This is a genomic window from Kribbella sp. NBC_00662 (genome assembly GCF_041430295.1).
Lineage (GTDB): Bacteria > Actinomycetota > Actinomycetes > Propionibacteriales > Kribbellaceae > Kribbella.
Map to the genome: position 1 here is coordinate 707286 of NZ_CP109029.1, position 12272 is coordinate 719557.

Here is a 12272-nt window from a genome sequence, read left to right on the forward strand (position 1 = left end):
GACGAATCGAGTTGATCCGTGCCTTTCGCGCCCGTCGCCGAGCTCGAGTACGACGCCTCCACGCTGGTCTTCGAGCACGGCTGGCAGTCCTGGAGCCCGAGTGGCTGGTACCGCCTCGACGCCTCGCCGCCGCGGCCGACCGCCCCGAACCATCACGTGATGGCCTATCGTCCGGGCGTCGACGCGACCGGATCGGGCGGCGGCCGGTTCCAGGGCGAGGGCCTGCTCGCGATCGCGACGGCCGGCGAGGTGACGACCTTCGCCGCGCTCACCCCCGACGCGGTGCCGTCGATCCGCGCCGAGATCCGCGGCGGCAAGCTGGTGATCTCGGCCGACGGCGAGGTGCAACTCACAACAGGCACGCACACCAACCCCAACCAAGCGCTCGCCGACTGGGCCGAGTCCTTCGGGTCGCCGGCGGTCCGGGTCTTCGGTCCGTCCTGGTGCAGTTGGTACGCGTACTGGGGCAAGGTCACCGAGCGCGACGTGATGGCCGAGGTCCGCCAGTTCGACCAGCACGATCTCAGCGTCGACCTCGTCCTGCTCGACGAGGGATACCAGGCCGCGATCGGCGACTGGCTGACCCCGCGTGACGACTTCGGCTCGACGGTCCGGCTCGCCGCCGACATCCGGTCGAGCGGTCGCCGGGCAGGCATCTGGGTCGCGCCGTTCCTGGTCGGCAGCGGCAGCGAGACGGCGCGCAACCACCCCGAGTGGCTCGTCCCGGGGATCAACGCCGGCACCAACTGGGGCCAGGAGCAACTAGTCCTCGACGTCACCCACCCCGGCGCCGCACGGCACATCCAGGACGTCTTCACCGAGCTCTGCCGCCAGGGGTACGACCACTTCAAGCTCGACTTCGTGTACGCCGGTGCGATCGACGGACCGCGGCACGAGCCGCTCGACGGCATCGCGGCGTACCGGCACGGGATGCGGCTGCTGCGCGAGGCCGTCGGTCCGAACCGGATCCTGCACGGTTGCGGCGCACCGATCCTGCCGAGCCTCGGGCTGGTCGACTGCATGCGGATCTCGCCCGACACCGATCCGTTGGTCGACCCACCGTCCGGCGACATCAGTCAGCCGGGTCAGCGCGGCGCCCGGTCCACCTCGGTGGCGCGCGAGTTCCTGCACGGCCGGTGGTGGGCCAACGACTCCGACTGCCTGATCGTGCGGCCCGACGTCCAGGAGCGAGAGATCTGGGCACAGCACATCGCCGAGGGTCCGGGGCTGCGGATGTCGAGCGATCCCATCGGCGAGCTCGATCGCTGGGGGCTGGATCGCACCCGTGAGCTGCTCGTCCCGAGTTCGCCGCGTCCGCACCCGCTGAAGGATCCCGATGCTTAGGCCGGCGCCACGGCGTACTCGCCGGATCGGACGGGCCCGGCAGACGGCCGCGGCGTACGCGCTGCTCGCGCCGAGCCTGGTCGGCGTCCTCGGCTTCCTGCTCGCGCCGGTGGTGATCGTCCTCGTCCTCAGCCTGTTCGACTGGAAGTTGCTGTCGACCCCGGAATTCATTGGACTAGCCAACTACCGCAAGCTGTTCACCGACTCCGACGTCTGGCACTCACTCCTGGTCACGCTGTACTACGTCCTCATCTGCGTGCCCGGTACGACGATCCTCTCGCTGCTCCTCGCTCTCCTGGTCGACCGCAAGCTGCGCGGGATGAAGTACTTCCGCGCGCTGCTGGTGATCCCGTGGATGGCGACACCCGTCGCCCTCGGCCTCGTCTGGAGCTGGATCTTCGACCCCGGCCGCGGCGCACTGAACCAGTTCCTGGGCCTGTTCGGCGTCCACGGTCCCGCCTGGCTGTCGTCGCCGGTCCTCGCGATGCCGAGCGTCGCCGCGGTGCACATCTGGCAGTTCGCCGGGTACAACATGCTGTTCTTCCTGGCCGGCCTGCAGAACATCCCGCCGTCGTTGCGCGAGGCGTCGTCGCTGGACGGGGCGTCGCCGGTCGCGCACTTCTTCTCGATCACGCTTCCGCTGCTGCGGCCGACGATGCTGTTCGTGCTGATCACCAACGTGATCGGCTCGTTCCAGGCCTTCGACACGATCTTCGTGATGACCGAGGGCGGACCCGGTGACAGCACCGAGGTGACGACGTACCTGATCTACGACGAGGCGTTCAAGAAGTTCGACTTCGGCTACGCCTCGACGATCTCGGTGCTGCTGTTCGCGGTGGTGCTGATCGCGACGATCTCCCAGTTCGTGTACTTCGAACGCCGTACGACCTACGAGGTGTCCGGATGAAACTGCGCATCTTCGTGTACGCCGTCGTGGTGGCCGGCTGCGTGCTCGCGATCTTCCCGTACTTCCTGACCGTGCTCACTGCCTTCAAGGGCCCCGGGCAACTGTCGGAGACGATGCCGTGGGAGCCCGGCGTGCCGCCCAGCACGGCCGCGTTCCACCGGTTGTTCGCGTCCGGCTTCGGGGGCTACCTGGTGAACACGACCCTCGTCACGGTCGGGATCACCCTCGGCCAGGTCGTGTTCGCGGTGCTGGCGGCGTACGCCTTCGCGCGGCTGTCGTTCCCGGGCCGGGACGCCCTGTTCTGGGTCTATCTGTCGACATTGATGGTGCCGCCGGTGGTCACGATGATCCCGCTGTACCTGATGATGCAGAAACTCGGACTGGTCGACACCTGGGCCGGTCTGATGCTGCCGACGATGCTCGGTACGCCGTACGCGATCTTCCTGCTCCGCCAGTTCTTCCGCGGTATCCCCGCGGATCTCGAGGACGCCGCCCGGATCGACGGCGCCGGGCGGGTCCGGACGCTGGTGTCGATCGTGCTGCCGCTGTCGAAACCGATCCTGGTCACCGTCACCACGCTCGCCGTGGTCGCCAACTGGAACAGCTTCCTCTGGCCGCTGATCATCACCAGCAGCGAGGACAAGCGGTTGCTGTCGGTCGGGATCGCCTTGTTCAAGGGGGAGATCGGCGTCGATTACAACGCCGTGATGGCCGGCAGCCTGATCGCGCTGGCGCCGCTGCTCGTGCTGTTCATCGTGTTCCAGCGCTTCATCGTCCGCTCGGTCGCTGTTACCGGGCTCAAGTAGTTCGGAGGCTCTCATGTCTTTGTCCAGGAGGACTTTTCTGATCGGCGCCGGCAGCGTGCTCGCGCTGGCCGGGTGCGGCTCGTCGAACGACGCCGGCTCGAGTGGTGGCGGCAAGGTCGAGCTCGTGTACCGGTTGTGGGACGAACAGCAGGAGGTCGGCTACAAGACGGTCTTCGCCGAGTTCACCAAGGAGAACCCGGACATCACCGTCCGGATGGAGGTCCTGCCCTGGGATCAGTACTGGACCAAGCTGACCACCGAGCTCGCGAGCGGCAAGGCGCCGGATGTCTTCTGGCTGACCGTGGACTACTTCCCGGACTTCGCCGGCAAGGGCGTACTCGCGCCGCTCGACGACCTGATCTCGAAGGCCGGGCTCAAGCTCGACGCGTACAACCCGAACGTCGTCCAGTCGTACAAGTTCGAGGACAAGCAGCTGGGGATGCCGAAGGACATGGGCATCGTCGGGCTGCTGTACAACAAGGACCTGTTCAAGAAGGCCGGCGTGACGATGCCGGCCGAGCTGACCTGGGCGCCGGACGGTTCGGGCAGCTTCCTCGAGGTCGCGCGCAAGCTCACCGTAGGCACCAAGCAGTGGGGCTTCTGCTCGTGGAACCACAACCAGACCCAGTGGCTCAACTGGATCGCCTCGAACGGCGGCCACGCGATGGACAAGCCGTACGGCACGTTCGACTTCGCCGGCCAGAAGTCGGTCGAGGCACTGCAGTTCGCGCGGGACCTGATCTTCAAGTGGAAGGTATCGCCGGACGGCACCCGTACCAACCCGCCGACCGGTCAGGCGACCGAGATGTTCTACCGCGGTGAGGTCGCGATGTTCCCGGCCAACAACGCGCTGCTCCCGTTCGCGCTGCCCGAGGTGAAGTTCCCGATCGGGGTCGCCGCGATGCCGGCCGGACCGGCCGGGCGCACGGTGGTGATCAACGGGCTCGCCGAGACGATGTTCGCGAAGACCAAGCACCCCGACGAGGCCGGTAAGCTCGTCGCCTTCCTCGGCAGCGAGAAGGCACAGCGGCTGATGGGCGATGCGGGCTACATCATCCCGGCCCTGACCGACGCCGGCGCCGGCTACCAGGCCTTCTGGCAGAAGAAAGGCATCGACGTCAAACCGTTCCTCGACTCGGCCGCCGGCAGCACCGTCAACCTCCCGATCGCCGACGGCTGGACCTCGAAGGTCACCGAAATCAACAAAGCCGCCAACGACCTCTTCCTCGACAAGACCCCTGTCGCCGACATCGCCGCCGCGATGGACAAGATCGGAAACGACAAGTGAAAGAGCTGACCGATTCGCACGACCTGGTCCCGGACGCCGCCGCCCTGCGGGCACGGCTGGCCGCCGATGGCTACTTGTTCTTCCGTGGGTTGTTGCCGGTTGAGGTGGTAACCGATGTGCACGCGCAGCTGGCGCGGATCTTGTATGACAGTGATTGGCTGGATCGGGATGCGGATCCGCGGGAGTTGGTGGCGTCGGGACGGGCTGTTGAGGAGGGGTCGGCCGGGTTCTTCGGGGCTTATACGGCGATCCAGAGCACGCAGGCGTTTCACGAGCTCGCCGTGCGGCCGGAGTTGATCGGGCTGGCCGGACGGTTGCTCGGTGAGGAGGCGTTCGCGCATCCGGCGCATATCTGCCGGATCGCGCCGCCGTCGCCAGGGGCGAATCCGACGCCGATCCACCAGGACTACCGATTCATCCAGGGCAGCGTCGACACGCTCACGACGTGGCTCCCGTTGAGCGCGGCGCCGCCGGAGATCGGTGGGCTGCGGGTGTACGCCGGGTCGCCGCGGCTCGGGGTACTGCCGGTGAAGGCGTCGGACGGGCCGGGGATGATGCGGGCCGAGGCGGACGAGAACCACCCGGAGTGGCGTACGACGTCGTACCAGCCCGGCGACGTGCTGCTGTTCGGGAGCCTGACCGTGCACGGCGCGATGCCGAACCGGACCAACCGGCTGCGGCTGTCGGCCGACTTCCGGTACCAGGCCCGCAGCGCACCGATGGCGCGCGACATGCTCGGCACGGGCAAACCGCACTACCACCCGGACGTGCCGGACTTCCCGACCCTCACCCGCGGCTGGACCTCGACGGAATCTGTCGAGGTCCCGGCCGGGGTGAACTTCGTCGACCGCTGGGACCCGCGCGTGGACGACGTGCCCACTCCGCAGTCCCGGTTCGCCTACGCCTGAACGCCGGACCTGGGCCACTGACTAACCGGCGATGGCCGCCCGGCGCCACGCGTGGAGTGGTGCGCGCGGCGCCGTCGACGCAGGTTGGTCAGTGCGGGAGATCCGCCTACGGTCGGATGACGATCTTGCCGCGGGCGTGGCCCGACTCGCTCAGCGCCTGGGCCTTGCTCGCGTCGGCCAGGGCGAAGGACTCGGCGATCCGGATCGTGAGCTTGCCGTCGGCGGCCGCCTGGAGCTGGGCGTCGAGGGCGGCACGGACCTCTTCGGGGGTGCCGCTGCCGCCCCCGGAGGTCTGGATGCCGAGCTCGGCCGCCGCGAAGTCGGCGATCGTGACGATCCGGTCGGTGCCGCCGCGGAGCTCGATCGATTCCTCGAGCCCGCCCTTGCCGGCGGTGTCGAACACCGCGTCGACGCCCTGCGGCGCGGCTGCACGGACCCGCTCGAGCAGACCCTCGCCATAAAGAACCGGGATCGCACCGATCGACGTCAAGTACTCGTGGTTCGCCTCGGATGCCGTGCCGATCACGGTCAGACCGGCCGCCTTCGCGAGTTGGACGGCGACCGAGCCGACCGCGCCCGCGGCGCCGTGGATCAGGATCGTCTCACCGGGCTTCACCTCGAGCAGGTCGAGCACCCGCTGCGCGGTCTCGCCGGCCACCGGTACGCCGACGGCCTGCTCCCAGCCGAGACCGGCGGGCTTGCGGGTGATGTTGCCGCCGAGCGCGTACTCGGCGTACGAACCGCCCGTGGACCAGCCGACGACCTCGTCGCCGACCGCGTACGCGGCGCCGTCACCGGCTTCGTCGACCACCCCGGCGACCTCGAACCCCGGAATCGCGGGGAATTTCGCCGGCGCGAAGTCCTTCGTGAAACCGCGGCGGATCTTCGTGTCGTACGGGTTCACGCCGGCCGCGTGCACCTTGATCCGCACCTGCCCGGGACCCGCGTGCGGCTCAGGCACATCCTGCACCTTCAGTACCTCGGGATCGCCGTACTCCTCGAACACCACAGCCCGCATGCCACAGCCTCCTCGAATTGGTTGTTGCTACAAGAAAAGGCTGCGCCGCCGCCCGGCATTCCCGGACGGCGGCGCGAGTTTGTTGCGGTCAGCTCTCCTCGAGCCGCGGGAAGAGCGGCTCACCCTTGGTCAGCGTCGATCCGGCCGGCAGCTGGCCCCAGGTGCCGGCGTCCTGCACCCGCTGGTCCTTCAGCGCGCCCAGCTTCTCCTCGGCGCCGAGCAGCTCCCAGAGCTTCGCGGACGTCTTCGGCATCGTCGGGTTGTGCAGTACGGCGACCGCGCGCAGCGTCTCGGCCGCGGAGTACAGGATCGTCGCGAGCCGGTCCTGCTTCGACTCGTCCTTCGCGACCTTCCAGGGCTCCTGCTCGGTGACGTACCCGTTCACGGCGCCGACCAGGTCGTTGATCGCGGCGAGCGCGTCCTGGAAGGCGAGGGTGTCGAGAGCCTTGTCCGCGGTCGCCACGGTCTGCGCGAGCTTGTCCGCCAGCGCCTGCTCGGCCGGTCCGTGGTCGGTCGGCTCCGGCAGCGTGCCGCCGAAGTACTTGCCGACCATCGCCGCGATCCGGCTGGCCAGGTTGCCCAGGCCGTTCGCGAGCTCGGAGGTGTAGACCGCGCTCAGGTGCTCCCACGAGAACGAGCCGTCCGAGCCGAACTGGATCGTCCGGAGGAAGTAGTACCGGAACGCGTCCGAGCCGAAGTGGTCGGTGATCTCGTGCGGCGCGATCGCGGTCAGCTTCGACTTGCTCATCTTCTCGCCGCCGACGAGCAGCCACCCGTGCGCGAAGACCTGACGAGGTACGGCGACGCCCGCAGCCATCAGCATGGCCGGCCAGATCACCGCGTGGAACCGGAGGATGTCCTTACCGACCAGGTGGACGTCGACCGGCCACAGCTCCTCGAACCGCTTCGGGTCGGTGCCGTAGCCCGCCGCCGTCACATAGTTGAGCAGCGCGTCGATCCAGACGTACAGAACGTGGTCCTCGTCCCACGGCACCGGGATGCCCCAGTCGAAGGTCGAGCGCGTGATCGACAGGTCCTGCAGGCCCTGCTTCACGAACGCGATCACCTCGTTGCGGGCGCTGGCGGGCGCGACGAAGTCCGGCTGCTCGTCGTACAGCTCGAGCAGCTTGTCGGCGTACGCCGAGAGCCGGAAGAAGTAGTTGGTCTCCGAGACCGTCTCCAGCTCCGTGCCGTGGATCATGCACCGCTGCGTGCCGTCCTCGTCGGTGCGGATGTCCGCGGGGAGCTTGAACTCCTCACAGCCGACGCAGTACAGGCCCTCGTACTCGCCCTTGTAGACGTCGCCCTTGTCGTACAGCGTCTGCCAGAACTCGCGGACCCGCTCGGTGTGGCGCTGCTCGGTGGTCCGGATGAAGTCGTCGTACGCGATGTCGACGTCCACCCAGGCCGGCTTCCAGGCCTCTTCGACCAGCTTGTCCGTCCAGGCCTGCGGCGTCATGCCCTGCGCCTCGGCGCTGCGCATCACCTTCTCGCCGTGCTCGTCGGTACCCGTCAGGTACCACTTGCGCTCGCCGCGCTGCGCGTGCCAGCGCGTCAGGACGTCCCCGGCCACCGTCGTGTAGGCGCTGCCGATGTGCGGCGGCGCCGTGACGTAGTAGATCGGGGTGGTGACGTAATAGGCCTTCTCGGACATGACTCAAGCGTAGTGGGGCGCGCGAATGCTATTTACCAGGGTCTCGCGCGGCCAGCACTGCGTCGTACACGGTCCGTTTCGGGACGTTGAAGCGTTTCGCGACGTCAGCGATCGCTTGTTTGCGGTGCGTGCCCGCTTCCTCGTCCTTGGCCACCTCGCGGGCCAGGTCCTCGGCGGTGACGATCTTGTGCGGGTCGGCGCCGGCCACGACGATCGTGATCTCCCCGCGTACGCCGTCCTTCGACCAGGTCACGAGCTCGTCGAGCGGGCCGCGTTTGACCTCTTCGTACGTCTTGGTCAGCTCCCGGCACACCGCCGTACGCCGATCCGCGCCGAACGCCTCGGCCATCGCCTCCAGGGACGCGGTCAACCGGTGTGGCGCCTCGAAGAACACCATCGTCCGGGGCTCGTCCTTGAGCTCGTCGAGCCGTCGGCCCCGCTCCCCCGGCTTCCGCGGCAGGAACCCCTCGAACGTGAACCGATCCACCGGCAACCCGCTCAGCGCCAACGCCGTCAAGACGGCCGACGGCCCCGGCACCGCCGTCACCGGCACGTCGGCCTCGATCGCCGCCGCCACCAGCCGGAACCCCGGATCCGACACACTCGGCATCCCCGCGTCGGTCACCACCACCACGGTCTGCCCGTCGACGAGCGCCTGCAACAACTCGGGCGTCCGCTCCCGCTCATTCCCCTCGAAGTAACTGACAACCCTCCCGCCCAACTGAATCCCCAGCTCCGAGGTCAACCGCCGCAACCGCCGCGTATCCTCCGCAGCCACCACGTCGGCCCCCGCCAAAACCCGCCCCAACCGCGCCGAAGCATCAGAAACATCCCCAATAGGAGTCCCCGCCAGCACCAATCGCCCGGTCATGGCAGAAGAGTGAACGCGTCGACGTGCCGCGGCCGGACAACACTGAAATGCCGACGGTCGAGGCCGCCTGGAGTGACTGGGCCGATGGTGAAATCCTCACTCGCGAGCGATCGAACGAAGGGCTTGGGGCCGCCCGAACGGGCCAACAGGTAGCAGACCTCGGTCACGACGAACGGCGGAACGACCAGCTGCTCATTGTTCAGACGGAGCGAGGCGAACAGCTCGACGCAGGGCTGGTGATTGGCGTCGGAGGTCAGTGCGGCGGCCACCAAGGGGCCGGTGTCGACGACGATCACTTCGGGTTACGCCCGAACTCCGCCGTGAGGATCTCGTCGATGTGCTCCGAAAGGTCCGGCGGGGTGCTCTCGATCGAGCCGAACCAGGCCGGCGGCCAGGCACCCGAGCTCGGCGAGCGCTCGGCCCGCGCCTCGGCCTGCAGTTTCAGCAGGCGGAGCTCCGGGAGGAGGTCGGCCGCTGCCTTGTCCGACAGCGAGTCGATCAGCTCGTGCAGCTCCTCGCGTGGCGTGCTCATGTGACTGATTGTAGGAGGTTCGGTGTGGTGGGTTGTGGTTTTCCACAGACGCCGGGAGGCGGTGGTACCGGGGCGTCCGTACGATGGCGGGCGTGGCTGCTGTGATCGAGGATGGGACTGCGCGGCGTAGCGACGTCGGCGAGGGGCTGGAGACGCTCGGGCGGGACGTGCTCGGGAGACGGTTGCCGCCGCTCAAGGAGCGTCTGTACCCGGCCATGCCGCGGGACTTCGACGGCGGCTGGATCGCGACGCTGGCGATCACGCTGATGGCGGGCATCCTGCGGTTCTGGCATCTCAGTACGCCGGTGAAGTTCGTCTTCGACGAGACGTACTACGCCAAGGACGCGTTCAGCCTGCTCAAGTTCGGGTACGCGCGCCAGTTCATCGACCAGCCCGAGGGCGCCGCCGACAAGGCGATCCTGAGCGGCAACCTGGACGTCTTCAAGCCGACCCCGAGCCTGACCGTGCACCCCGAGGTCGGCAAGTGGATGATCGCGGCCGGTGAGCAGCTGTTCGGGATGAACACGTTCGGCTGGCGGTTCATGCCGGCTCTGTTCGGCACCCTGACCGTGCTCCTGGTGATCCGGACGGTACGCCGGATGACCCGCTCGACCCTGATCGGCTCGATCGCCGGCCTCCTGCTCGCGGTCGACGGCCTGCATTTCGTCATGTCCCGGGTCGCGCTGCTCGACATCTTCCTCGCGTTCTGGCTGGTGGCAGCCGTCTCCTGCCTGATCGCCGACCGTGACTGGACCCGCCGCCGGCACGCCGACTCCCTCGACACACCGACCTCGGACGGCGAACGCCGCACGATCGGCCGCTGGCTGCTCATCCGACCGTGGCGCATCGCCGCCGGCATCTGCTTCGGCCTCGCGCTCGGCACGAAATGGTCGGCCGTCTGGACGCTCGCCGCGTTCGGCGTGCTCGCCTTCGCCTGGGACTTCGGCGCGCGCCGCGCTCTCGGCGTCCGGTTCGCGTTCGTGAAGTCGGCGCTCGTCGACGGCATCCCGGCGTTCGTCAGCCTCGTGCTCGTCGCCGGCGTCACCTACCTCGCGACCTGGACCGGCTGGCTGCTGCACGACAACGCGTACGACCACAACTGGGCGGCGAGCAATCCGGCCCACGGCGTGATGAAGGTCGTGCCCGACGACTTCCGGTCGCTGCTCGAGTACCACAAGGAAGTGCTCGCCTTCCACACCGGCGACTACATCAAGCACGCCACCCACCCGTACCAGTCGAACCCGGCCGGCTGGCCGATCATCGCCCGCCCGATCGGCTTCGACGCGGTCAACGACATCAAACCGGGTACGCCGGGCTGCAACGCCCCGGCCGGGACCAACTGCCTGCAGGTGATCTCTGCCCTCGGTACGCCGCTGCTGTGGTGGGGCGGCGCGCTCGCGCTGATCGCCGCGCTGGTGTTCTGGATCGGCTCGCGGGACTGGCGGTACGGCGTACCGATCGTCGGGTTCGTCACCTGCTGGGTGCCGTGGTTCGCGTTCGACGACAGACCGATCTTCTTCTTCTACGCCGTCACGATGATCCCGTTCACGGTGATGGCGCTGGCTCTGGTCCTCGGCAGGATCCTCGGCCCGGCCCGCGCGGCGATCGGTTCGGCGGCCAGTGCGGTGAGTACGGCGTCACCGCGCCGGCTGATCGGGAGCGCGGTGGTCGGCGCGTTCGTCGTACTCGTGGTGCTGAACTTCGCCTACATCTGGCCGATCCTGACCGACAAGGTCCTCCCCCATCCGGACTGGCTCAGCCGGATGTGGTTCAAGTCGTGGATCTGACCGCGTAGTCGACGTTCGTGAACGGCCAGTCCGCGGCCAGCCAGCCGGACACGGCCTCGTACAATGGAACGTCCAACTCGGCCCGGTCGGCACTCACCCATGACCGTACGTCGGTCACACCCGGATCCTTGCGCGACGGATAGATGTAGACGCAGCCGATCACGTCGGTGTCGATCACCGTGAAGGTGAAACCACGCCGCTGCACAAAGTCCTCGGCGTGCCGCTCCAGATCCGCGAGGTTCGATTCCAGCGTCATCCCGTCGACCGGCGGCCAGCTGCCACCGAATCCCGGCGTCGCGCGGATGTGCTCGATGCTGCTCGTCCACGCCGCATGATCCGGCACGTTGTGCTCCGGGCCGAGCGGCTCCAACCGGAAGCGCGGCGTGATGAGTTCCCGGGGTACGTCGAAGTCGGCCGGTACGAAGTCGCTCATGCCCGCAGGCTATGAGGCCGCGCCGCTGACCGCACCCGCATTAGTGCAGCTCGTGGTGGCCCTTGCCCTTGTTCTTCTTGCCGTGACGCTTGGCCGACGACTGGCCGCCGACGCCGCCGAAGAGCGCGAGACCCTTCACCACGACGGTCGGTGCGTTCGGGTCCGGGTCGTCGCTGCCGCGGGCGCCGAAGCCGCCGAAGATACCGACGCCCTCGTTGCGGACCGTCACGCCTTCGGGGACGGTGATGTCGATCCCACCGAAGACAGCGAACGCGTAGATCGTCACTTCGCGGCCCTCGAAGACCGCGTTGGTCATGTCCAGATCGTGCCCGCCGAACACCGCGAACGCGTTCGTCCGCCGCTTCACCCGCCAGCGGCCGGTCCGCTCGCCGCCGCCGAAGATCGCCACCATCGTGTCGAAGCTCTGGCTCGGGTCGGCCGGCTCCTCGATCGGGACCGGGCTGTTGGAGACCGACGGCTGCGCCACCGGCAGCGGCACCGGCTGGGCCTGACCCGGTACGACGAGGTCGCGGGTGATCGGCTCCAGTTCGCCGAGGGTCCTGGCCTGCAACGTCTGCTCGAGGCGTTCGGCATGCTCGTCCTGCGACAACCGTCCCGACATCAGGGCGTCCCGCAGTACGTCGACGACCTGGTCACGATCGGTGTCGGACGCCCGCAGGTGCGCGTGCGGGTGCGGGCGGTCGGGCAGATTCTCCATAAGACG

13 protein-coding genes are annotated in these 12272 nt (G+C 68.2%); 6 read left to right on the top strand and 7 right to left on the bottom strand.

The genetic code is table 11. The features are described 5' to 3' along the window. The first annotated feature begins 18 nt into the window (after nucleotides 1–18). The 5 genes from OHA10_RS03575 to OHA10_RS03595 are packed head-to-tail and all read left to right on the top strand — an operon-like array spanning nucleotide 19 to nucleotide 5253. Entirely contained in the window at nucleotides 19–1344 is a 1326-nt protein-coding gene (locus OHA10_RS03575) for a glycoside hydrolase family 36 protein (protein WP_371404736.1), read from the top strand. Beyond that, nucleotides 1337–2251 carry a carbohydrate ABC transporter permease gene (locus OHA10_RS03580; RefSeq protein ID WP_371404737.1) on the top strand — a complete coding sequence of 305 codons (915 nt, stop codon included), beginning with the start codon at nucleotides 1337–1339 and terminating at the stop codon, nucleotides 2249–2251. The genes OHA10_RS03575 and OHA10_RS03580 overlap by 8 nt, the downstream gene beginning before the upstream one ends. Beyond that, entirely contained in the window at nucleotides 2248–3057 is an 810-nt protein-coding gene (locus tag OHA10_RS03585) for a carbohydrate ABC transporter permease (RefSeq protein ID WP_371404738.1), read from the top strand. Before OHA10_RS03580 ends, OHA10_RS03585 begins: the two co-directional genes overlap by 4 nt. Before the next feature lie 13 nt (nucleotides 3058–3070). After that, nucleotides 3071–4345, top strand: coding sequence for an ABC transporter substrate-binding protein (locus OHA10_RS03590; RefSeq protein WP_371404739.1), 1275 nt, complete (start codon nucleotides 3071–3073; stop codon nucleotides 4343–4345). Then, on the top strand, nucleotides 4342–5253 hold the full coding sequence (locus OHA10_RS03595) for a phytanoyl-CoA dioxygenase family protein (RefSeq protein WP_371404740.1): 912 nt from the start codon (nucleotides 4342–4344) through the stop codon (nucleotides 5251–5253). Before OHA10_RS03590 ends, OHA10_RS03595 begins: the two co-directional genes overlap by 4 nt. Before the next feature lie 106 nt (nucleotides 5254–5359). On the opposite strand, the gene OHA10_RS03600 is transcribed toward OHA10_RS03595, so the two are convergent. From OHA10_RS03600 to OHA10_RS03620, 5 genes are all read right to left on the bottom strand, one after another. Beyond that, complete coding sequence (locus OHA10_RS03600; protein ID WP_371404741.1) at nucleotides 5360–6271, bottom strand: NADP-dependent oxidoreductase; 912 nt, start codon at nucleotides 6269–6271, stop codon at nucleotides 5360–5362. Between the two features lie 88 nt (nucleotides 6272–6359). Then, the gene (gene metG / locus OHA10_RS03605) at nucleotides 6360–7925 is read right to left on the bottom strand and encodes a methionine--tRNA ligase (RefSeq protein WP_371404742.1); all 1566 of its coding nucleotides are present in this window, start codon (nucleotides 7923–7925) and stop codon (nucleotides 6360–6362) included. Nucleotides 7926–7953: 28 nt separating this feature from the next. Beyond that, nucleotides 7954–8796, bottom strand: coding sequence for a 16S rRNA (cytidine(1402)-2'-O)-methyltransferase (gene rsmI / locus OHA10_RS03610; protein WP_371404743.1), 843 nt, complete (start codon nucleotides 8794–8796; stop codon nucleotides 7954–7956). After that, nucleotides 8793–9092, bottom strand: coding sequence for a type II toxin-antitoxin system VapC family toxin (locus OHA10_RS03615; protein ID WP_371404744.1), 300 nt, complete (start codon nucleotides 9090–9092; stop codon nucleotides 8793–8795). The genes rsmI and OHA10_RS03615 overlap by 4 nt, the downstream gene beginning before the upstream one ends. Further along, a complete protein-coding gene (locus OHA10_RS03620; RefSeq protein ID WP_371404745.1) occupies nucleotides 9089–9328 on the bottom strand; it encodes a hypothetical protein in 240 nt (79 codons plus the stop codon). The genes OHA10_RS03615 and OHA10_RS03620 overlap by 4 nt, the downstream gene beginning before the upstream one ends. Before the next feature lie 215 nt (nucleotides 9329–9543). Here OHA10_RS03620 and OHA10_RS03625 point away from each other — a divergent pair, with 215 nt between their 5' ends. Beyond that, nucleotides 9544–11115, top strand: coding sequence for a dolichyl-phosphate-mannose--protein mannosyltransferase (locus OHA10_RS03625; RefSeq protein WP_371407898.1), 1572 nt, complete (start codon nucleotides 9544–9546; stop codon nucleotides 11113–11115). Here the strand turns inward: OHA10_RS03625 and OHA10_RS03630 are convergent. Beyond that, nucleotides 11099–11548, bottom strand: coding sequence for a GNAT family N-acetyltransferase (locus OHA10_RS03630; protein ID WP_371404746.1), 450 nt, complete (start codon nucleotides 11546–11548; stop codon nucleotides 11099–11101). The two genes, OHA10_RS03625 and OHA10_RS03630, sit on opposite strands and share 17 nt — an antisense overlap. Nucleotides 11549–11588: 40 nt before the next feature. Next, on the bottom strand, nucleotides 11589–12266 hold the full coding sequence (locus OHA10_RS03635; protein WP_371404747.1) for a DUF1707 domain-containing protein: 678 nt from the start codon (nucleotides 12264–12266) through the stop codon (nucleotides 11589–11591). Nucleotides 12267–12272: the final 6 nt, after the last annotated feature.

What these genes read in the sequence shown, in the direction of transcription:
- OHA10_RS03580 (WP_371404737.1), top strand. Translation starts at nt 1,337, where the DNA reads ATGCTTAGGCCGGCGCCACGGCGTACTCGCCGGATCGGACGGGCCCGG.
- OHA10_RS03585 (WP_371404738.1), top strand. Translation starts at nt 2,248, where the DNA reads ATGAAACTGCGCATCTTCGTGTACGCCGTCGTGGTGGCCGGCTGCGTG.
- OHA10_RS03590 (WP_371404739.1), top strand. Translation starts at nt 3,071, where the DNA reads ATGTCTTTGTCCAGGAGGACTTTTCTGATCGGCGCCGGCAGCGTGCTC.
- OHA10_RS03600 (WP_371404741.1), bottom strand. Translation starts at nt 6,271, where the DNA reads ATGCGGGCTGTGGTGTTCGAGGAGTACGGCGATCCCGAGGTACTGAAG.
- metG (WP_371404742.1), bottom strand. Translation starts at nt 7,925, where the DNA reads ATGTCCGAGAAGGCCTATTACGTCACCACCCCGATCTACTACGTCACG.
- rsmI (WP_371404743.1), bottom strand. Translation starts at nt 8,796, where the DNA reads ATGACCGGGCGATTGGTGCTGGCGGGGACTCCTATTGGGGATGTTTCT.
- OHA10_RS03620 (WP_371404745.1), bottom strand. Translation starts at nt 9,328, where the DNA reads ATGAGCACGCCACGCGAGGAGCTGCACGAGCTGATCGACTCGCTGTCG.
- OHA10_RS03625 (WP_371407898.1), top strand. Translation starts at nt 9,544, where the DNA reads ATGCCGCGGGACTTCGACGGCGGCTGGATCGCGACGCTGGCGATCACG.
- OHA10_RS03630 (WP_371404746.1), bottom strand. Translation starts at nt 11,548, where the DNA reads ATGAGCGACTTCGTACCGGCCGACTTCGACGTACCCCGGGAACTCATC.
- OHA10_RS03635 (WP_371404747.1), bottom strand. Translation starts at nt 12,266, where the DNA reads ATGGAGAATCTGCCCGACCGCCCGCACCCGCACGCGCACCTGCGGGCG.